The sequence below is a fragment of the Pseudomonas nitroreducens genome (genome assembly GCF_024170165.1).
Lineage (GTDB): Bacteria > Pseudomonadota > Gammaproteobacteria > Pseudomonadales > Pseudomonadaceae > Pseudomonas > Pseudomonas nitroreducens_C.
In genome coordinates this window covers 740,122-761,543 of sequence record NZ_JALJXP010000001.1, presented here as the reverse complement: position 1 = coordinate 761,543, position 21,422 = coordinate 740,122, and the positions used below count along the sequence as shown (strand labels likewise).

Sequence of the window (21,422 nt, the reverse complement as noted above, 5' to 3'; positions counted from 1 at the left end):
GATAACATCAACTAAAATACGAAAAAATGGTTGATCCGATCAACCTGATTTACACAAGACTTACCGTGACCGAGCCGATGACCCACAACGTGAATCCCGAGCTGCCACAGACCCTGATGAAGGTCCTCGACCACTTGCGCGAGAGCCTCCAGGACCAACTGTGTGCGGAGGGCATCGACCTCACGCCGCCGGACATCCGCCTGCTCGAACTGATCGGCGCCGATGCCGGCCAGAGCCTGCAGAGCCTGGGTCGCAAGATGTGCCGCGACAAGGCGCTGGTAACCCGCAAGATCCGCGAAATGGAGACTCTCGGCCTGGTGCGGCGCGAGCGCAACCCTGGCGATCAGCGCAGCTTCCAGCTGTTCCTGACCGAGGCCGGGTGCCGTGTCGACGAGCGCACCCAGGCCATCCTCGCACGGACCCATGACAGTCTGTTCGCGCCGCTGGACGACGAGGAGCAACGCACCCTCACCCAGCTCCTGCGGCAGTGCCTGCAGGGCCATGCAGACTGACTGCACAAACGAAAACGCCGGCATCCGCCGGCGTTTTCGCATCCTTGCGTCTTACTGACGCACCCCTTCGACCGACAGGGTCAGCTCGACTTCCTGGGAAGCCGGGCCGAGATCGCGCTGGATGTTGAAGTCCTTCAGCTTGAGGGTGGTGGTGCCGAGGAAGCCGGCACGGTAGCCGCCCCACGGGTCATCGCCCTGGCCAATCAGTTCAGCCTTGATGGTGACCGGCTTGGTCACGCCGTTCAGGGTCAGGTTGCCGGTGATCTCGGCATTCTTGCCGTCGGCCTTCACGCCGGTGGATTCGAAGGTCGCGGTCGGGTTCTTCGAAACGTTGAGGAAGTCCGCGCTGCGCAGGTGCTTGTCACGCTCGGCGTGGTTGGAGTTCACGCTGTTGGTGTTGATGGTCACCTTGACCTTGTCGGCGGACGGGTTCTTCTCGTCGAAGGTGAAGGCACCATCGAAGTCATCGAAGCGGCCATACAGCCAGCTGTAACCCAGGTGCTTGATGCGGAACTCGATGAAGGCGTGCTGGCCTTCCTTGTCGATCTTGTAGTCCGCGGCCATGGCCTGGCCAGCGGAGAACAGGGCGGTACCCAGCGCCAGAGCGGCGAACGTCTTCTTCAGCATTGAAGCAATCTCCCTTTGGGGTGAGGTGTTATTTCGCGGCACGACCGAGCATGCGCACCAGGGTCGCATCGTGGTCGAGGAAATGGTGTTTGAACGCCGCCAGGGCGTGCAGCACGGCCAGCACCACCAGGGTCCAGGCCAGGTACAGGTGGATCACGCCGGCGATGTCGGCCTGGTCGGTGATGCCGCTCAGGGTGGCGGGCACGTCGAACCAGCCGAACACGCTGATGGGTTTGCCTTCGGCGGTGGAGATCAGGTAGCCGGCGATGATCACGGCGAACAGCAGGGCGTAGAGCGCCAGGTGACCGACCTTGGTGGCCAGGCGGGTCAGGTTGCCGTGGTTGGCCGGAGTCGGCGGCGCCGGGCTGATGAAGCGCCACAGCACACGCACGATCAGGGCGATGGCCAGGAGGATGCCGATGCTCTTGTGGATTTCCGGGGCGCGGTGGTACCAGGTGTCGTAGTAGTCCAGCTCGCGCATCCACAGGCCCAGGCCGAACAGGCCGAAGACCACCAGCGCACTGCCCCAGTGCAGGAGCAGGCTGACCAGTCCGTAGCGAGCGGGGGAATTACGCCATTGCATCGATCGACATCCTTGAAAACGGGAATTCAAGACTAGCGGTTAATCCATCGAATAAAAGCAGAAAAATCTGCTTTGAAACATCGACTGACAAGATAGATCCCGGTCTGAAACGCCCGTCCCAGAGCCAGAAACGACAATGCCGGCTTTCGCCGGCATTGTCTGGGTAGAGCAGGTTCGATCAGAACGGCAGCCAGGACATGATGCCCTTCTTCTCGCCCTTGGCATCGGCCGGCTTGTCGCTGGCAGCCGGGGCCGGAGCCTTGGCTTCCAGTACCGGGGCCTTGCCCGACTGCAGGTCGCGCACCTGGCTTGCCGCGCGCTTGCCGCTGCGCAGGGCGCCTTCGATGGTGCCCGGGTACAGCGCATCGGTGTGCTCGCCGGCGAACACCACGCGGCCCACCGGGCGCTCCCAGACGCGCCAGAAGTTGGTGACGTCGCCCGGGCCGTAGGTCACGTAGGAGCCACCGGTACCGGCGTCGGTGCTGTAGCGGCGCATTTCATAGCCGGAATAGGCGCCGCGCATCTTCGGGTAGAACTTGTTCATGCGGATCAGCACCTGCTCCAGCACCTGACGGTCGCCGAAAGCCTGCATGACGCGGGCATTGTCGCCGGACAGGTTGATCAGCACGTTGGCGCCGCCCTTCACCGCCGGTTCTACCCAGATCATGCCCAGGCCCTGGTCACTGAAGATCTCGCCGGACAGGCGCGACTTGTCGTCCCATACCGGGCTCTTGAACTTCATCAGGATCTGGTCGCGCCAGGCGTACGGCATGTTGGTGATCGAGGACTGCTGCGGCGCGGTCAGGCCGGGGGTCATCGGGATCTTGCCAACAGCCGCCAGCGGGACGCTCAGCACCACGTAGTCGGCGGTGTAGCCGGTGGCGCCGACCTTGACGGTCACGCCGTCCTTGTCCTGGGTGATGCCGGTGACCTTGGCGTTGGTCTTGATGGTCTTGAGCTGCTTGGCGAAGGCCTGGGCCAGCACCTGACTGCCACCGGGCAGGCGCGAGGCACGCATGTCGCGGTCATCGACGTTGCGGTAGACCCGACCCTGCTGGGCGAAGTACAGCAGCGACAGGCGCGAGGGCTCTTCGTAGTGCGAGCGGATGCGCTGGTTGACCAGCAGGCGCGCGACCGGCGACAGGTTCAGCTTGTCCAGCCAGCGGGCCACGGTCAGCGCGTCCAGGGCCTGGGTGGTCTTGGTCGCCAGCGGATTGAGCGGATCGTCGATGGATGCCGAGAGGTCGTCCAGGGACTTCTCGAAGCGCTCCAGGTCAGCGGCGACGGCGGGCATCTTGGCCTTCAGGTCGGCGCTGGTGTAGTAGAGGCCGTCGATCAGGTAGCTCGGGGTACGGACGAAATCAGGAGCCGGCACCGAGGTCACCTTGAGGGTGCTCAGGTAGCCATTGAGCGTCGGCTGGACCTTGTTGTTGCCGATCCACTCGCTGGTGGCCAGGCCCGAACGCCCACCCACCTGCGGCTTGGCTTCCAGCAGGGTGACCTGCCAGCCCGCCTGCTGCAGCTCATAGGCCGAGGAGAGGCCGGCGAGACCGCCACCGATCACGATGGCCGTCGGTTGTTTGTCCTTGCCCAGCGCCACTGCGCTGAACGCCCCCAGAGCGACCAACGCGGCAGCGCGCAGCCATCCCATCTTCATCGACCAGATCCCCAGAAAAGTGCAAAGGCGCGAAGCATACGTGAGCGCCCGAATGCCGAATAGCCGTGTTGGTCGGCTGCGTACGGCATGTGTCGTAGGACGTGTCCTTGTTCATCTCAGGTGCATTGCATAGGCTTGCCCGACCTGAGCGAGCGACAGTGACGAAGAGGAGTACCGCCATGGGCCTGAATGCCGAGTGGATGCAGCGCGATCTCGAGGTGCTGTGGCACCCCTGCACCCAGATGAAAGACCACGAACGCCTGCCGGTGATCCCGATCCGCCGTGGCGAGGGCATCTGGCTGGAGGACTTCGAAGGCAAGCGCTACATGGACGCGGTCAGCTCCTGGTGGGTCAACGTCTTCGGCCACGCCAACCCGCGCATCAACCAGCGCATCAAGGACCAGGTGGACCAGCTGGAGCACGTGATCCTCGCCGGCTTCAGCCACCAACCGGTGATCGAGCTGTCCGAGCGCCTGCTGCGCCTGGCGCCGGCCGGCTTCTCCCGCGTGTTCTACGCCGACAGCGGCTCGGCCGGCATCGAAGTGGCGCTGAAGATGAGCTACCACTACTGGCACAACCTCGGCCAGCCGGAGAAGAAGCGCTTCATCACCCTGACCAACAGCTACCACGGCGAAACCGTGGCGGCGATGTCGGTGGGCGACGTGGCGCTGTTCACCGAGACCTACAAGTCGCTGCTGATGGACACCATCAAGGTGCCGACCCCCGACTGCTACCTGCGCCCCGAAGGCGTGAGCTGGGAGGAACACTCGCGGACGATGTTCGCCGCCATGGAGCAGGCACTGGAGCAGCACCATAAAGAAGTGGCGGCAGTGATTGTCGAGCCGCTGGTGCAGGGCGCCGGCGGCATGCGCATGTACCACCCGGTCTACCTCAAGCTGTTGCGCGAGGCCTGCGACCGCTACGGCGTACACCTGATCCACGACGAGATCGCCGTCGGCTTCGGCCGTACCGGCACGATGTTCGCCTGCGAACAGGCTGGCATCACCCCGGACTTCCTCGTCCTGTCCAAGGCGCTGACCGGCGGCTACCTGGCGATGAGCGCGGTGCTCACCACCGACAAGGTCTACCAGGCCTTCTACGACGACTACGCCACCCTGCGCGCCTTCCTCCATTCGCACACCTACACCGGCAACCCGCTGGCCTGCGCCGCCGCGCTGGCGACCCTGGACATCTTCGAGCAGGACAACGTCATCGAGGCCAACAAGGCCCTGGCGGCGAGGATGGCCAGCGCCACCGCGCACCTGGCCGACCACCCGCACGTCTCGGAAATCCGCCAGACCGGCATGATCCTCGCCATCGAGATGGTCCAGGACAAGGCCAGCAGGACGCCCTACCCGTGGCAGGAACGTCGCGGCCTGAAGGTCTTCCAGCACGGCCTGGAGCGCGGCGCGCTGCTGCGCCCGCTGGGCAGCGTGGTGTACTTCCTGCCGCCGTACATCATCACCCCCGAGCAGATCGACTTCCTCGCCGAGGTCGCCAGCGAAGGCATCGACATCGCCACCCGCGACAGCGTGAGCGTGAGCGTGGCGGTCAGCGAGCGCTTCCCCGAGCATCGCGATCCGGGCTGATAGCCGCGGCAGGCTTCAGGCGACAGGCTGCAGGCGATACACTGGCCAGCCTGTCGCCTGCTGCCTGAATCCTTGACCATGCGCCTCTCCCGCTTTTTCATCGACGCCCCGCTCTCCCTCGGCCAGCACGAGCTGCCCGAAGCCCAGGCCCACTACATCGGCCGCGTGCTGCGGCACACGGCCGGCGACGCCGTGCAGCTGTTCGACGGCTCGGGCCGCGAGTACCTGGGCGAGCTGATCGAAGTGGGCAAGAAGAACGTCCGCGTGGAATTGCGCGAAGCCTTCGACGGCCAGGCCGAATCGCCGCTGCACACCCATCTGGGACAGGGCCTGTCCCGTGGCGAGCGCATGGACTGGGCAATCCAGAAGGCCACCGAACTGGGCGCCAGCGAGATCACCCCGGTCGTCAGCGAACGCTGCGAAGTGCGCCTGAAGGACGAACGCGCCGACAAGCGCATGGCCCACTGGCGCCAGGTGGCGATCAGCGCCTGCGAACAATGCGGCCGCTCGGTGCTGCCGGTGCTCAACGCGCCGGTCACCCTCGGCGAATGGCTGGCGAGCTGCGAGGCGCAACTCAAGCTGGTGCTGCACCCGGTAGCCGAACCGCTGACCAGCCATGACAAGCCGTCCAGCCTGGCTTTCCTGATCGGCCCGGAAGGCGGCTTGAGCGATGCGGAAGTGGAGCAGGCCAAGAGCGCCGGATTCCACGCTGCTCGCCTCGGCCCGCGCGTGCTGCGCACCGAGACTGCTCCGGTGGTGGCGCTGAGTGTGGCGCAGCAGCTTTGGGGCGATTTCTAAGCGCTTCGGCGTAGGGCGGGTTCGCGAGCAAGAACCAGGCGTCCCCCTCGGCCCTACGAAAAGCGCACCGAGCCCTCCGGCTGGCTGTAGGAGCGAGCTTGCTCGCGAACCGCCTGTGCTCTGAAGCATCCGGCGGATCAGATCCCCCGCAATGCCAACCCCGCCAGCACCAGCAGGACCACACCGCACAGCGCATGGCTGACCCGGTGCCAGCGCGGCGAGGCATTGCGCCGCAGCCAGTCCACCAGTGCCGCGCAAAGGAAGCAGCAGAGCACCGAGGCGGTCATGAAGCCGGCGAAGAACACCAGCGAATCCGCCAGCGACGGCACGCCGTCCACCAGGCCGGCCATGGCGCCGCCCAGCGCGCCCCAGTAGACGATGTTCTTCGGGTTCGACAGCGACAGCATGGCCCCGGAAGCAAAGGCCCCGGCGTGATGCTCGCCGCTGTCGCCCTCCTCCATTACGCCGACCTCACGGGCATCGCGCAGGCTCTGTACGCCGAGCCAGGCCAGGTAGGCCGCGCTGGCCAGGGTCAGCGGCAGGCGCAGGGTCTCGTGCCCCAGCAGCAGCGCGAGCCCGGTGAGGCCGATCAGCGCCCATACCGCGTCACCGATCAGCGAGCCGAACTGCACCAGCAGCGCCGGGCGGAAACCGCCCTTCAGGCCGCGGCGCAGGGTTTCCGCGAGGACTGCGCCGGGGGACAGGCAAAAGACGATGCCGAACAGCAGCGCGGCAAAGAACAGGGTCATGGGTCAGCTCTCGATCAACCAAGCGATGGCGTGATTGTGCCTGGGCCAAAGCGGCTGCACTTGAACCGGATTGCTCAGCGCAGGGCGCGCTGGAAGTGGCCCGGCGACACACCGTAGGCCGCGCGGAAGTGCCGGTTCAGGTGACTCTGGTCGGCAAAGCCCAGTTCATGCGCCACTTCGGTGGCCGGCAGGCCCACGCGCAGCAAGGCCTGGGCGCGCCGGGTGCGCAGCTGCATGGCCCACTGCCGCGGGCTCAGGCCCACCCGCTTCTGGAAGCTGCGCAGCAGGTGGAAGCGCGACAGGCCAATGTAGGCCGCCATTTCGTCGAGGCTGGGTTGTCGCGCCAGATCGGCGGCCAGCCAGTCCTGCAGATCGGCAATCCGACCGCCGTTCTCGCTGGCTTCTTGCGGCAGGCGTACGCCCATGGCGCGTGCGATCTCGGCCAGCAGCAGCGTCAGGCGCTCCTCGCCGCGTTGGCGAACGAAAGAGTCATCACCCAGCACACGCTCGACGGCGTCGGCCATGGCAGCAGCCAGCATCGGCTGGCGGTCGCTGGGGCGCTCGAATTCCAGGCGCTGCAGGCCGAGCATCGCGGCCAGCTGCTCTGGCGCGACGTAGAGGCTGACGAATTGCCACGGCTGGCCTTCGGCAACACCACCGCCCTGGATCTGTCCGGGGTTGTAGGTGGTGATGGCGCCAGGGCCGGCGTCGAAGGTGCGGCCATCCAACCACACGCTTTCCTCGCCGCGCAGGTTGGCGCTGATGACGAATTCGTCGTGGCTGTGGCGCTCGAAACGGTGGCCGCCGAGGGTGGCGCCGGCGACCTCGAAGCCGGGCTGCTCCCCCAACTGGACAAGGCGCAGGCCAGCGCTCATGGCGGACTCAGATCAGGCCGGAGTCGGCCAGCTTCTGCTCCAGCGCGGCCAGGTCGGGGATGCGCGCCTGGGCGTCGCCCAGGTCCACCGCGTCCAGCTCCAGCGGCGCCAGCGACACATCGGCGCGCTTGAGGTCGCTGCCGACCTTTACCGAGCGCGGGATGCCCTGCACCAGCAGGGCAAAGAACTTCACGTTGGGCCGTCCGCCCAGGGCGTTGACCACGATCACCCGCGCGCCGGGGCTGACTTCGGCCTGGCCGTCGGAGGCCGCCTCGAAGGACAGCAACGGCAGCCGCAGGTCACGCCAGGCCACCTGGCCCAGGTACCAGGACGGCAGGCCGTCCACCGGGTGCGGGGCACGGTAGGTGATCAGCTCGGCCACCGCCACGTTGGGCAGCAGCAGGTTGCGGTCGGCCAGCGGCACCAGCAGCGCGGTCAGGCTGCTGGGGGCGGTGTTGGCCGCGGCACCATGGGCAACAGCGCCAGTGGCAACGCCGGCATTGGCGACGGGAAGATCACTCATCGGTCCGATCTCACTGCGTGACTACGCCGACGCATTGTTCGGCGAGATGATTGACCAGCGCCGCCGCGAGTTCGCGCGGGTCGCCGGAAAGGGTGCTGTAGCCGCCTTCGCGCAGGCTGTCGGGCATGCTGGAACAGGCGCAGCTGTCGGCGCGCTGGGTCCAGATCGGCGCGCCCTGGCGGCGCACGTAGGCCGCGGCGGCGCTGCCATCGCTGCACATGCCGCTGAACACGATCACGCCACAACGATCGCCGTACTGCTGGGCGAGGTTGAGCATCATCTGGTCGATGGACGGGCTGTAGGGCTCCGGCCAGCTGCGATCCTCCACGCGCATGCGTGCCGAGCCGTCGAAGCCCAGTTCGCGGGAGATCGGCACCACCACCACTTCGCCGCAGCGCACCGGGTCGCCGTCGCGCACGCTGTTGACGTGCCACTGGCTGTGGCGGCCAACCGCTTGCGGCAGGTTGGCCTCGAAGGAAGCGTCGATGTGCTGGGCATACAGGAAGCCCACCGGCAGGCCGCCGGGCAGTGCATCGAGGAAAGTCTTCACGGCCGCCGGACCACCCAGCGAGGCGGCCAGCAGCCAGACCTGCGCCGCCGGTTCACCGGCCTTGAGCGGCGAGGCCGCGAGGTCGTCGGGCAGCGCCACGCGGGTCGGACGCTGTGCTTCGTCGAGCAGCGCAGCCAGGCTGCGGCCAACGCCAGCGCTGGGGTCGCCCACCAGCTTGCGCAACTTGGACACCAGACGGCGTTCCCAGCGCGGGTAATGTTCGGAGTGCCGCTCCGGAGCATGGCCTTCGCCGAACAGCACGGGGACCCGCGACTGTTCCAGCAGGTTGTCCACCAGCGGCGAATCTTCCTGTTGCGCCAGGTCGACCAGCCACAGGTCGGTCTCGCAGGCGTCCAGCTGCTCGCTTTCAAGGCGTGCCGGGTCGGCGTTGAGTACCACCTGGTAGCCATGGCCGGCCAGGGCCTGCGCCAGCACATGACGCTGCAGCGAGGTATCGGCGATCACCGCGATCCGCGGCGTGCTCTGCTCAGACATGGGCCTGCACCAGCTTGTGGATGTTCTCCAGCAGCTCGGATTCCTGGTACGGCTTGCCCAGGTACTGGTTGACGCCGATGGCCAGGGCACGGTCACGGTGCTTCTCGCCGGTACGGGAGGTAATCATGATGATCGGCAGGTCCTTCAGCTGTTCATCGTGGCGCACCAGGGTGGCCACCTCGAAGCCGTCCATGCGCGGCATCTCGATGTCCAGCAGCATGATGTCGGGCTTGTGTTCCTGCAGCTGGGCGATGGCGTCCACCCCGTCCTTGGCGGTGAGCACGTTCATGCCGTTGCGCTCCAGCAGGCGGCTGGTGACCTTGCGCACGGTGACCGAGTCGTCCACCACCATGACCAGGGTCGGGCGCTGGTGCTCGATTTCCGCGGCGGCCGGGCCGGCCAGCTGGCGGCGCGGGGCGTGCTGGACATGCTGCGCATGGAGCACGCGGATGGTCGCCAGCAGGTCGAGAATCACCACCACGCGCCCGTCACCGAGGATGGTCGCGCCGGAGATGCCGCTGACGCCGGCGAACTGCGCACCGAGGCTCTTCACCACGATTTCCCGCGAGCCTGCCAGGGCATCCACCTGCACTGCCACGGCGTGGTCCGCCGAGCGCACGAGGATCACCGGCAACGGCAGCGACTGCCCGACCAGCTTGGGATGCTGGCCGTTGTTGAGCAGGTCGCCCAGGTATTTCAGTTCATAGCTCTGGCCCGCGTATTCGAAGCTCGGCGCGGCGCCGGTCTCGTCGGCGGCAGCCTGCTCGTAGAGGGCTTCCAGCTCGTACGGGGAGACCCGCACGATACCTTCGATGGTGTTCAGCGGCAGGGCGTAGAGGTCCTCGCCGGAGAGCACCATCAGCGCACGGTTCACCGACACGGTGAACGGCAGGCGGATGTCGAACCGGGTGCCTTCGCCGACGCTGGAGTGAATGCTCATGGAACCGCCGAGCTGTTTCACCTCGGAGTTCACCACGTCCATGCCCACGCCACGGCCGGAAATCTGCGTGACCTTCTCGGCGGTACTGAAGCCGGCCTCGAGGATGAACTGCAGCACTTCGTGGTCGTTCAGCTCGCTGTCGTCGGCCATCAGGCCGCGTTCGATGGCCTTGCGGCGCACTGCTTCGAGGCGGATGCCGGCGCCATCGTCGGCGAGGGTCAGGAGGATGTCGCCACCCTCGCGGCCCAGGGTCAGGCGGATGGTGCCCTGCTCGGCCTTGCCGGCGATGCGGCGCGCCTCGCCGGACTCGATGCCGTGGTCGACCGCGTTGCGCAGCATGTGCTCCAGCGGCGCGACGATGCGTTCGAGCACGGTACGGTCCATCTCGCCTTCGGCGTTGCTGACCACGAACTCGACCTGCTTGCCCAGCTCACCCGCCACCTGGCGGACGATCCGGCGCAGGCGCGGCACCAGGCGGTCGAACGGCACCATGCGGGTGCGCATCAGGCCTTCCTGCAGCTCGGTATTGACCCGCGCCTGTTGCAGCAGCAGGGTCTCGGCGTCGCGGTTCTTGGCTGCGAGGGTTTCTTTCAGGTCGAACAAGTCGGAAGCGGACTCGAACAGTGCACGCGAAAGCTGCTGCAGCTGCGAGTAGCGGTCCATTTCCAGCGGGTCGAATTCTTCGTAGCCGGCGCGCTCGGCGTCGGCTTGGTGGCGCGAAAGGATCTGCGCCTGGGTTTCGGTGTCGAGGCGGCGCAGCTGGTCGCGTACCCGCTCGATGGTGGCGTCCATCTCGCCGAGGGTCGAACCGACGTCGCTCACCTGCTGCTCGACGCGACCGCGGAAGATCGAGGTCTCACCGGCCAGGTTGACCAGGCCTTCGAGCAGTTGCGCGGGCACCTTCACCAGTTCCTGCGGCGCGCGGCGCGCGGCGGCTTCCTGGGCGGCTTCCTGGGCACGGCGGACGAAGGGCAGCACCACCGGCGCATCGATGCGCTGCGGCACGGCCGCGGCCATGATGGCTTCGGGCAGTACCGGCAGGTTGACCGGGGCTGGCTGTTCGGCCACCGGTTCCTCGGCGATATCTTCCTGCTGGCTTTCGGCGCTCTCGACTTCACCCAGGTGCAGACGCAGCTGGTCGACTTCGGCCTGCAGGCCTTCGAAGCCGGACTGCGCGTCCATCAACAGGCTTTCCGGCCAGGGCGCGCCCTGCTGCTGGGCTTCGCTCAGGTGCTGCTCGAGGTCATGGGCCAGGTCGCCGAGGCTGGTCTGGCCAGCCAGGCGCGCACCGCCCTTGAGGGTGTGGAGGATGCGCAGCAGTTCGTCGAGCGCACCGTTCTCGCGTTCGGCGTCCCAGCGGCCCAGGGCCTGCTCCATGGCCTCGAGCAGGTCGTCGGCCTCTTCCAGGAAGATATCCAGGATGTCGGCTTCCGGGCCTTCCGGCGCGGCATGGGCGGAACTGATCGCGTGCAGGCTGACGCTGCTGGGGATACTCAGTTGTTCTTCGGGATTGGCACGAAATCGGTGGATCGCGTCGATCAGCGATTCACCTCCCGGAATCCGGCGATGCTGCTGGACCGCCTCGAGCATCTCGGCGAGACGGTCATGGCAGCGCTGCAGCAGCTCGAAGAGTGTCGGGCTGGCGCGCAGGCGCCCGCCACAGAGGCCTTCGTAGAGGAATTCCAGTTCGTGGGAGAGATCGCCGATGGGGCGGATCTCGGCCATCCGCGCGCCGCCCTTGAGGGTGTGCAGGTCGCGTTGCAGCGCTTCCAGCTCGACGCTGTTGTCGGGATTTTCCATCCAGCGGTGCAGGGCACCGGAGGAGCTTTCGAGGATGTCGAAACCTTCCTCGAGGAAGATTTCCACCAGTTCCTGGTCGCGGTCTTCGTCCAGCTCGTACTCGCTGTCCTGGACGCCCGAGGCCACAGGAGCAGCAGCGAGCGGTTCGACGAGGTCCGGCCCGGCTGGCTGCGGCTCATCCTGCGACAGCTCGGCAGCCTCGGCTTCGGCAGCTTCGAGGAAGGTCTGCAGATCGAGGTCCTGCGCCGAGGCCTCCAGCTCCTGCTCTGTCTCGACGGCAGAATCATTTTCTTCCGGCTCGAGGGCGCCCAGGTCAGCTACCTCGAGTTCCTCCGCCACTTCAGCTTGCGGTTCTGCCTCGGCGGGCAGCTCCAGCTCGATGTCGTCCTCGATGACGGGCGGCAGCTCGAGGGTTTCGTCCTGCTCGGCCACGGCGTCCTGCTGCGCAGCCAGGGCTTGCGGCAGGTTCAGGCCGGCGGCCGGGTTCTGGCGGAAGGTGCGGATGGTCTGCACCAGGTCGGCCGGGTCGGCCAGCACCTGGCTGGCCTGCAGCTGATCGAGCTGGGTCGCCAGACGGTCGTGGCAGGTGCGCAGCAGGTCGCCCAGCGGCTGGCTGTGCTGGAAGCGATGGTCCAGCAGGCCTTCGTAGAGCGATTCGAGTTCATGGGAGAGATCGCCAATCTCGCGGATTTCCGCCATGCGCGCGCCACCCTTGAGGGTGTGCAGGTCGCGTTGCAGGGTCGAGAGTGCAGCGAGGCCTTCGGGCGAGGCCAGCCACTGGTCCAGCGCCTGGCCGGCGTTGTCCAGGATGTCCACCGCCTCTTCGAGGAAGATCGCCACCATTTCCTCGTCCAATGCCCGCGGCGGTTGCTGCGGAGCCTGGTGCGCATGCGGGGTCTCGGCGGTGATGACGTCATCGTCATCATCGTCAGCGGCGCCGCGCGGGGCGCCGTCATTGTCGTTGCGCGGCGACCAGCTCAGGCCGTCGGGCAGGTTGTCGTCGTCCACCGGGCGGCCGCCCAGGAGGAACTCCTCGTCCTCGGCCGGGAAGTCTTCGGAGGTGAGGCTCTCCAGGTCGACGAACTCGATCTCCGGGGCGTCCTGCAGAGCGCTAGCGGGCTCTTCCGCTGTGGCGGCGGGTGCATCCAGCAGGCGATGCAGCGCTTCGACCTGCTCCGGGCGGGCGCTGACCTGCAGGGCCGCAGCCACCTGGTCCATCATGCCGATCAGCGCCTCGTGGGCGGTTTCGGCGGCGGAGAAGAAGGCATCGCCGGTTTCCAGGCGACCCTGGCGCACAGCGCCGTAGACCGCCAGCAGCGCGTCGGCGAGTTCCGCCATCTGCGGCAGCTCGGCCATCTGCGCGCCACGGCTGAGGGTTTCCAGCTCGTCGTAGAGGGCGCCCAGCTCGTGGCGCTCCTGCGGGTGCTCGCGCCAGCGGCGCAGCAGGTCTTCGGCGTCGAGCAGGATGTCCATGCCCTCGGCGAGGAACATGCCGATCAGGTGCGGGTCGTTGCCGCTGCCCTCGCCGCTGTCGCCGCGACGCTTGGCTTCGGCAGCCTCCAGGCGCTCCTGGTGGATCTGCGCGATGCGCGCCAGCAGTTCCGGGCTGCCCTCGATGGGCGCCAGCGGGCGGCCCTGGACGAGCTGGTCGAGACCGACGCGGAACAGGCCTTCAGCGGCATGCAGCAGCTCGGCCTCGCGCAGGTCGACCTGCAGCAGGTTGGTCTTGAATTCCTTCACCAGCCGCTCCAGCGGCGTGGCGATTTCGGCGATCGGCAGGATGCCGGCCATGTGCGCGCTGCCCTTGAGCGTGTGCAGGGCGCGCTGCAGGTCATCGGTCACCGGCTGCGGCAGCTGCTGCGCACAGTCGGCGAGGAAGCCGACCAGGGTTTCCAGATGGGCTTCGGCTTCGTTGCGGAAGATCTCCAGCAGTTGCGGGTCGAGGCTTCCGTCGAGGCCCTCGTTGGCCGCTTGCGCTGCAATCTCCTCGACATCCGCCAGTTCAGGGGTGATGTCCTCGACCTGCGGCGCCGACTCCGGCAGCCCGCCACCGGGCGGCGGCACCGGCTGACCCTTGGCCAGGGCGTGGGCGGTGGCAGCCAGGCGGTCGACGTCGTCGCGCTGGCGCTGGGCGCTGGCGGCGTATTCCTCGACCAGTTCGGGCATCAGCGCGACCACGTCCTGGACCACCTGCAGCACGGCAGGCGAGGCGGCAATGCTGCGGTCGAGCACGCGGTTGAGCAGGTTCTCGATGGACCAGGCGAGCTCGCCGATCACCAGCGCACGGACCATCCGGCCACTGCCCTTGAGGGTGTGGAAGGCGCGGCGGATTTCGGTCAGCGAGTCACGGTCGTCGGTGCTGGCCAGCCAGGTCGGCAGGTGCTCACCGATGGTTTCCAGCACTTCACCGGCTTCTTCGATGAAGACTTCGCGCAGCTCTTCGTCGATCGGCTCTTCGTCGGCGGGCGGCGGCAGCAGGCTGGGCGGAACGTCCTGGGCAGGCGGGTTGATCGCCTGGACCGGAGCCGCCATGACTTCGGCCAGGGACAGCGGCCTGGCCGGTGCCTCGGCGACCGGCTCGGGCTCGACCGGCGGGCTGGGCAGCTCGACTTCCGGCAGGTCCAGGTCGGCGATGTTTTCGTCGCTCCAGGCTTCGGCCTGGAAAGCAGGGGTTTCGACTTCGGCCAGGGACTCCAGCGGTTCGAGCTGCAGCGGTGCATCGAGGCTGAAGTCGACACCGGCCTCCAGCGCGGTGGGTTCGCTCAGCTCACCCAGGGTCCAGTTGTCGTCGCTGACCAGCGAGGCTTCCGGCGCTGGCTGCTCGCCAGTGGCCGGCGGGGCATCGAAGCTCAGCTCATCCAGGGATTCCAGCGGCGCGGGTTCGAGCGTTTCCAGGCTGGCGAAGTGCTCGTCCAGCTCCAGGGAAGGCGCGGGCGATTCGGCGGCCGGCTGGCTCAGGTCGACGCTGAACCAGTCTTCCTCGGCGGGCTTCTCGCCGGCCGGGGTAAGCGCTTCCATGTCCCAGGTCAGCTCGTCCACCGGGGCCGCAGCGACCTCCAGCGACGGCAGGCTGGCAAAGTCTTCGAGCAGTTCCGGGGTTGCCGGGGCTTCACTCGGCGCGCCGGTCAGGTCCAGGGTTTCCCAGGACTGTTCGGCTGCGGCAGGCTCCGCCTGGGCCGGCTCGTCGAGGCGCGGCGCTTCGGCCAGCGGGGCGGCGTCGTCCAGGCTCCAGCTGAGCTCGTCGGCCAGCGGTTGCGCGGGCGCCTGCTCCAGCGTGTCGAGGCTGAACTCGATGCTGTCGGCCTTGTGGCTGTCATCCAGCGACCAGCCTTCGTCGGCCAGGGTGGTGTCGGTGATCGGTGCCGCCGGCTCCAGTTCGATGTCCCAGCTGAGGCTTTCCGGCTCCAGGGTGGCAGTCGGTGCGGTCAGTTCGGCCGAAACGGGCTCGACGTCCGGCGCCGCGCTTTCGTCCAGGCTCCAGGCGCTCGGCTCGGCCGCAGGCACGCCGGAGTCCAGCTCCAGGGCTTCGAAGGTGAAGCTGGCTTCGGTTTCGCCGGCGGGCTGGGCTTCGGGCTCCAGCGGGAGGTCGAAGTCGGCCAGCAGCGCGGGTTCTTCCACGGCAGCCGGCTCGGTGACCGGCGCCAGGGATTCGAAGGTGAAGCTCTCATCGCTTTCAGCGACGGATTGCGGCGCGTCTAAATCGGCCAGCTCGACAGTCGATTCCTCGACCGATGCCGGCGCTTGAGTGGCGGCCAGCGCGGAATGCAGTTCGGGCGAGGGCTCTTCCAGCGGCGCGGCCTCGAAGCTCTGCGGCTCGAAGCTGTCGGCGATTTCCAGCGGCGCAGCCAGTTCCGGGACGTCTTCCACCGGCACCGATTCGGTCGGCTCGGCCAGCGGCTGGGCGGCCAGCACGTCGATCTCGTCGAGCGGATTATCCAGAGGTGCAGGCGCGAAGGCGCTCGGCTCGGTGTCGAGGATCGACGGGCGCGGCTTGAGCGAGTAGCCCAGGCTGTCCAGGCTCTCCTCGGCCACGTCGAGAATCATGTCGCCCTGGGTGTTGTGGTCTTCCGACAGGCGCTCGAGGTAGTACTCGACGCTGGTGATGGCGTCGGCCAGGGTGTCCAGGCTGTGCCAGTCCGGCACGGCCTGGCGCACCAGCAGCTGTTCCTGGATGTAGCGATTGCAGTTTTCCAGCAGTTTCGCCGCACGTTCCTGGGAGATCATCGCCAGGCCGCCGCGAACCTGCGTCAGCAGCTCCGGCACGCGGGCCAGGTGCTCATGGTTCCACTGCGAGGCGATGAACTCGATGATCGCGTCTTTGGCCAGCTCCAGGCCATTGCGCGCTTCCTTGATCACCACCTGGTGGATCTGCTCGACGTCGGTGGTCGGCAGTACGTTCTCTTCGCTGCCCGGCTCTTCGCTCGGGCCGACCATGCCGGCCAGGGTGGCCTCGACATACAGCAGCGCGCCGGCGACATCCATCAGGGTCGCGTCGTTGGGCTGGCGCTGGCCATGGGCAAGCGCGCTGACCACGTCGATCTGGTCGAGGATGACCTTGCGCGGCTGGCCGAAGCCCAGCACGGCAAGGGTGTCGGCAATCTGCTTGAGCGGCGCCAGCAGGCTGCCCAGTTCGCTGAAGCCGCTGCGGTCGCTGCGCACGAAGAGGTCGAGGCTGTCCTTGACCCGCACCAGTTCCTCGCACAGCGCGCCAACCACCGAGCGCATGGCGTCGCGGTCGGGGCCGGCGAGACGGGCACGTTCCTCGTCCACCAGGGCCGCGCCCGGCAGGGCGTCGTCCAGGCGGTACTCGTCCTTCACCGCACGCACGCGCGGCGACTGGTCGGAGGCCTTGGCCACGTAGAACAGCAGGTTCTTGATCAGCTCGTCCGGCGCCGGCTGGTTCATGGCGTCGGCGCCCTGGTCGACCAGGCGCTTGAACTCGCGGTCGACCTGGCGCAGCAGGTTACGTACCGAGGTGCCGTTGGCGATGCTGCCGTTGGCCAGGCCTTCGATCATCGCCGAGGCGATCACCCACAGGCGGCCCAGCGGGGCGTCCTTGCACAGGGATTCGAGGCGGGCGAAGACGCGCGCCAGGTAGCCCAGATTGGTCGGCAGGTCCTGGTTGCGGATGACCCCGACCAGGGCCACCTGCAGCATCTGCCGCAGCTTGCGCAGCAGCGCCGGCAGTTCGGCGGTGCGCAGACGCGCCAGGGCGTCCACCGGCAATACCGGGGATTCGCGGGACAGGTCGGGGGAGAACAGGCTGGTTTCCGACAGCAGCTTCTCGCCACGGGCGGTGCGCAGGTCGTTGAGCAGCGGCAGGACCACCAGCGGCAGGTCGCGGCGGGCGCTCTGGATGCGCTCGAGGTACGCCGGCAGTTGCAGGATGGCCTGCATCAGCACTTCCAGCGCTTCGCTCTGGCTGGAGGTCGTGCCGTCGATCAGCGCCTGGGTCAGGTACTCCATCTCTTCGGCGAGCAGGGCCGCGCCGTAGAATTCCACCATCTGCAGCGTGCCGCGTACCTGGTGGATATAGGCCAGGCAAAAGCCCATCCGCGTCGGGTCCTGGGGATTCTCGACGTAGGATTCGAGGGCTTGCCGCGCCTGCTTGAGCGTTTCGGCAATCTCGCCTTTTACCCATTCCAGGGCGACATAATCGTGCCGATCACCCATAGCCACTCCACTCATGTGTCTGTGTCATCCCTTCCGGGTAAAGGCCAGAACGCGCTCATCGGCGACCGGTTCGAGCAGCGGGTGGTGCCAATCGGCGACCTCGCCCACTCCGATCACCAGCAGTCCCCCAGGCGCCAGCCGCTCGGCCAGGCGATTGAGGATTTCCCGCCGCCGCCAGCGGCGGAAATAGATCAGCAGGTTCTGGCAAAAAATCACGTCCATGCCGGACATTGGCGCCTTGGCCAGTTCCAGCACATTCAGCCGCGCGCAACAGACGCGCCCGGCGAGATCGGGTATCACACGGTATCGACCGTCATCCTGCGCGCTGAAGTAGCGCGTGGCCAGTTCCGGGTCGATATCCTCCAGCTTGCGTGCCGCATACGTGGCCTCGCGCGCCCGGTTGAGGGCATTGAGGCTGATGTCGGTGCCGGTCACGCCATACAGCGGCGCAAGACCTGCGTCTTCCAGTACCTTGGCGGCCACCATGGCGAGGGAGTAAGGCTCCTCGCCGCTGGAACAGCCGACACTCCACAAGGCCAGCGGCCGGCTCGGGCCGACCTGTCCGAGGCGCTGGAGCAGGAAGCTTTCCAGCACGTCGAAGGATGCCTTGTGGCGAAAGAAACGGGTTTCCTGAACGGTGAGACGATCCAGCAGGTTCGACCACTCGACGGCGCCACGCGGGCCATCGGTGACCTGACGGTAGTAGGTGCCGTAGTCGGCAATGCCCAGCTCGCGCATCCGCGCGCCCAGACTGGTCTGCAGGAAGGCACGGCGCTGCTCGTTGACGACAACGCCGGTGCGGTCTTCCAACAGTGCCTGCCAGTCGCGGAAGTCCGCGGCCGACATGTCGGCCAACGGCTGCAACGACCAGACGCCACTTGCCTGCATGTCGCGCCCCTCGCTCAAGATTGTCGTGCGCTACCCGGCAAAGAGCAGCGCACCTCCTCTGCTCAGGCCTGTTCGGCGGTGTCCGGCAGTTTGAAGCCGGATACGGAGTGGCGCATCTCGCCGGCCATCTTGGCCAGGTTACCAATGCTGCGCGCGGTAGCGGTGGTACCAGCGGAGGTCTGCGAGGTGATCTCCTGGATCACGTTCATGGTGTTGGAAATGTGGCCGGCGGAGGAGGCCTGCTGACGGGCGGCGTTGGAAATGTTCTGGATCAACGCTGCCAGGGTCTTGGATACCTTCTCGATCTCTTCCAGCGACACACCGGCGTCCTGCGCCAGGCGGGCACCGCGCACCACCTCGGAGGTGGTCTGTTCCATCGAGATCACCGCTTCGTTGGTGTCGGTCTGAATGGTCTTCACCAGCGCCTCGATCTGCTTGGTCGCAGCGGAGGAACGTTCCGCCAGGCGCTGTACTTCGTCCGCTACCACGGCGAAGCCGCGGCCCGCGTCGCCCGCCATGGACGCCTGGATCGCGGCGTTCAGTGCAAGGATGTTGGTCTGGTCGGCAATGTCGTTGATCAGGCTTACGATGTCACCGATCTCCTGGGACGATTCACCGAGGCGTTTGATCCGCTTCGAGGTGTCCTGGATCTGCTCACGGATGTTGTCCATGCCGGTGATGGTGTTGTGCACCACTTCGTTGCCCTTGTTGGCGATGGCTACGGAACGTTCCGCTACCGCCGAGGACTCGGAGGCGTTCGCCGATACCTGGTCAATGGACACGGCCATTTCGTTGATCGCGGCGGAGGCGCCGGCGATTTCCTGGGCCTGGTGCTCGGAAGCCTCGGCCAGGTGCATGGCGGTGGCCTGGGTTTCCTGGGCGGCGGCGGCCACCTGCACGGCTGTCAGGTTGATGGTTTCCACCAGCTCTCGGAGCTGGTCGATGGAGTAGTTGATGGAGTCCGCGATCGCACCGGTGAAGTCCTCGGTTACCGTCGCGGCCACCGTCAGGTCACCGTCGGCGAGGTCGGCGATTTCGTCGAGCAGTCGCAGAATCGCCGCCTGGTTACGCTCGTTCTTCTCGGCGGTCTCGGCCAGCCGGCGGTTGGTTTCACGCACCATCACCAGGCCGATGAGGATGATCGCGCCCAGGGCGATGATGCCCAGCATGGCGCTGGCGACCTGGTTGAACACACGGCCTTCGGCCAGGTTCTCGAAGCCGCTGGCCAGGCTGGAAGCCTTGTCCAGCAGGGTCTGCGAACCACCGAAGATGGTGTTGGCGGCCTCACGGACCTGGAACAGTTCCGGGGAGGTCTCGAGGATCTCGTCCACCGAGCCGGAAACGAACTCGAAGAGCTCGGCGATCTCGTTGAGGCGATCCACCGCTTCAGCGTTGGTCACCTTGGAGATACTCATCGCCGCGTTGCCTTCCTTCATGCCCTTGAGTACGCGGCCGAAGAGGCTGGCGTCACGACCGAAGCTGTCGGCGGCCTGCACGGAGTTCTCGTCACCGGCGAGCACCTTGTTCACCGAGCCGAGGATACGTTCGGCCAGCAGCGACTGGCGCTGGGCTACCGCGACCTGGTCGGCCGGGGCGCCGTTTTCCAGCAGGATATCGACGACCTCCTCGTACTCCACCTGCAGCTGCGGGATGGTTTCGGCGAGGGTCGCAGCTACCTGGTGCAGGGACAGTACAGTCTGTTCGCTGGCGAGGATGGAGTCGGCATTCTTGCGCAGGGTGTCCCAGTCCTTCTGTACATCCGCCATCTGCGGTTGCACCGAATCCGGGCTCGGCGGCAGGCCGGTGGTCTCGTCACCCTTGGAGAGGATGTTCCAGCGCTTCTCGAAGTCGTTGCGCGCTTCTTTCAGCAGCTTGAACGCCTCCGCCTTGCCCGCCGCGGCTTCCGTGGCGTTCTTGGCGATACGCTGGGACAGCACGCGCAGTTCGCCGGCGTGGCCGATGTACTGCTTGTCGTGGTTCGCCTGGGTGTTGAGGTAAGCGAAGTTGGCGAACAGCAAGACGATCGCCACGATCAGGACCACGAAGAGTCCGAGGATCAGCGAGCTGCTACGCGCACCCGAAAAAAGACTGCCTGCCTTTATATTTTTCATATTCGGCCCCCGCCTGGACCCACCACGATTACGGTTTCCATGTCACAACAAGGGCCGGCAATGCCGGCCCAACCGGTCAAACTCTAGCTGGCGACGTCGAGGAACCCGGGGTGCTGAGCCAGCGCATGCGGGCTGAACACGAGCCAGGGTTGCTCCCGATGGAAGACGCCATGGATAAAGGGCTGCAGGACCGCTTCGAGGGGCGGCAGCTGCTCGGAGAAGGTGTCCACCGGGAAGTGCTGCATGCCGAACACCTCATCGACGATGAGGCCGGCGAAGACTTCCTGGTATTCCACGACGAGCACGCGCCGTTGCTTGCGCAGAGGCGAAAGCTCCGCGCCGAGGAAACCGCACAGGTCCATGATCGGCAGCAGGCGGCCGCGCACGTTGGCGACCCCCTTCACCCAGTCACGGACGCCGGGCAGCAGTGTGTAGCGTGGCTCGTGAAGAACCTCGCCGACCTCCCCCATGGGCGCCACAAACAGGCGCCCAGCCATGCGAAAGCCGATGCCGTTCCAGCTCTGCACCACCTCGCGCTGGGCGGGCAGACCCGCGGCCAGCTGACGACAGCGCTGATCGATCTGGACGAGAACCTCGAAAGGACTCTGGACTTCCGCCATGCCGGCCCTGGCCTTCTCTAATAATTATGTTCAGGTGTGCAGGTACGGCTGTATCAGCCGGCCAGCACCGAATTGATGGTCTTGAGCAGTGTTTCTTCGTCCACCGGCTTGGTCAGGTAGTCGCGAGCGCCCTGGCGCTTGCCCCAGACCTTGTCGGTCTCCTGGTCCTTGGTGGTGACGATGATCACCGGAATCGCGCTGGTTTCCGGATCCTTGGACAGCTGACGGGTCGCCTGGAAGCCGTTCAGGCCGGGCATGACGATGTCCATCAGGACGACGTCGGGTTTTTCCTGGCGAGCCAGGGCCACGCCATCGGCGCCGTTTTCGGCCTTGAGTACCTGGTGCGAGTGCTTTTCCAGCATCGCGGTCAGCTTGTACATCTCGGTCGGCGAGTCATCAACAATCAGAATTCGAGCCATTGTGGTCCCCATA

At 66.6% G+C, this 21,422-nt stretch carries 15 protein-coding genes; 3 read left to right on the top strand and 12 right to left on the bottom strand.

Translation table 11 applies throughout. From position 1 onward, the window contains the following. Nucleotides 1–77 precede the first annotated feature (77 nt). Entirely contained in the window at nt 78–512 is a 435-nt protein-coding gene (locus J2T47_RS03495) for a MarR family winged helix-turn-helix transcriptional regulator (RefSeq protein ID WP_253442716.1), read from the top strand. Nucleotides 513–563: 51 nt separating this feature from the next. Here J2T47_RS03495 and J2T47_RS03490 read toward each other — a convergent pair whose 3' ends face one another. The 3 genes from J2T47_RS03490 to J2T47_RS03480 form a co-directional block, all read right to left on the bottom strand. Further along, a complete protein-coding gene (locus J2T47_RS03490; protein ID WP_081519614.1) occupies nt 564–1,139 on the bottom strand; it encodes a YceI family protein in 576 nt (191 codons plus the stop codon). 28 nt (nt 1,140–1,167) lie between these two features. After that, on the bottom strand, nt 1,168–1,722 hold the full coding sequence (locus J2T47_RS03485; RefSeq protein ID WP_253442432.1) for a cytochrome b: 555 nt from the start codon (nt 1,720–1,722) through the stop codon (nt 1,168–1,170). A gap of 178 nt (nt 1,723–1,900) precedes the next feature. Beyond that, on the bottom strand, nt 1,901–3,379 hold the full coding sequence (locus J2T47_RS03480) for a flavin monoamine oxidase family protein (RefSeq protein ID WP_253442429.1): 1,479 nt from the start codon (nt 3,377–3,379) through the stop codon (nt 1,901–1,903). A 179-nt stretch (nt 3,380–3,558) separates the two neighbouring features. Here J2T47_RS03480 and J2T47_RS03475 point away from each other — a divergent pair, with 179 nt between their 5' ends. Together J2T47_RS03475 and J2T47_RS03470 are read left to right on the top strand one after the other, a co-directional pair. Further along, entirely contained in the window at nt 3,559–4,968 is a 1,410-nt protein-coding gene (locus tag J2T47_RS03475) for an adenosylmethionine--8-amino-7-oxononanoate transaminase (protein ID WP_253442427.1), read from the top strand. Between the two features lie 78 nt (nt 4,969–5,046). Beyond that, complete coding sequence (locus tag J2T47_RS03470) at nt 5,047–5,766, top strand: 16S rRNA (uracil(1498)-N(3))-methyltransferase (RefSeq protein WP_253442420.1); 720 nt, start codon at nt 5,047–5,049, stop codon at nt 5,764–5,766. A gap of 137 nt (nt 5,767–5,903) precedes the next feature. Here the strand turns inward: J2T47_RS03470 and J2T47_RS03465 are convergent, their stop codons facing one another. The 9 genes from J2T47_RS03465 to pilH all read right to left on the bottom strand — a co-directional run bounded on the left by J2T47_RS03465 (nt 5,904) and on the right by pilH (nt 21,409). Next, complete coding sequence (locus J2T47_RS03465; RefSeq protein WP_253442418.1) at nt 5,904–6,515, bottom strand: LysE family transporter; 612 nt, start codon at nt 6,513–6,515, stop codon at nt 5,904–5,906. Between the two features lie 74 nt (nt 6,516–6,589). Continuing rightward, nucleotides 6,590–7,390 carry an AraC family transcriptional regulator gene (locus tag J2T47_RS03460; protein ID WP_253442416.1) on the bottom strand — a complete coding sequence of 267 codons (801 nt, stop codon included), beginning with the start codon at nt 7,388–7,390 and terminating at the stop codon, nt 6,590–6,592. A 7-nt stretch (nt 7,391–7,397) separates the two neighbouring features. After that, entirely contained in the window at nt 7,398–7,913 is a 516-nt protein-coding gene (locus tag J2T47_RS03455; protein WP_253442414.1) for a chemotaxis protein CheW, read from the bottom strand. A gap of 10 nt (nt 7,914–7,923) precedes the next feature. After that, nucleotides 7,924–8,958: a chemotaxis protein CheB gene (locus tag J2T47_RS03450; RefSeq protein WP_253442412.1), complete on the bottom strand. Its 1,035-nt coding sequence runs from the start codon at nt 8,956–8,958 to the stop codon at nt 7,924–7,926. Beyond that, on the bottom strand, nt 8,951–17,371 hold the full coding sequence (locus J2T47_RS03445; protein WP_253442410.1) for an Hpt domain-containing protein: 8,421 nt from the start codon (nt 17,369–17,371) through the stop codon (nt 8,951–8,953). The genes J2T47_RS03450 and J2T47_RS03445 overlap by 8 nt, the downstream gene beginning before the upstream one ends. Before the next feature lie 24 nt (nt 17,372–17,395). After that, nucleotides 17,396–18,259: a protein-glutamate O-methyltransferase gene (locus tag J2T47_RS03440; protein WP_253442407.1), complete on the bottom strand. Its 864-nt coding sequence runs from the start codon at nt 18,257–18,259 to the stop codon at nt 17,396–17,398. A 62-nt stretch (nt 18,260–18,321) separates the two neighbouring features. Continuing rightward, nucleotides 18,322–20,370 (bottom strand): methyl-accepting chemotaxis protein, encoded by a 2,049-nt coding sequence (locus J2T47_RS03435; protein WP_138213109.1) that lies wholly within the window; start codon nt 20,368–20,370, stop codon nt 18,322–18,324. Between the two features lie 83 nt (nt 20,371–20,453). Next, the gene (locus J2T47_RS03430) at nt 20,454–20,990 is read right to left on the bottom strand and encodes a chemotaxis protein CheW (protein WP_081519603.1); all 537 of its coding nucleotides are present in this window, start codon (nt 20,988–20,990) and stop codon (nt 20,454–20,456) included. Nucleotides 20,991–21,043: 53 nt separating this feature from the next. Continuing rightward, a complete protein-coding gene (pilH, locus tag J2T47_RS03425) occupies nt 21,044–21,409 on the bottom strand; it encodes a twitching motility response regulator PilH (RefSeq protein ID WP_024766237.1) in 366 nt (121 codons plus the stop codon). Nucleotides 21,410–21,422: the final 13 nt, after the last annotated feature.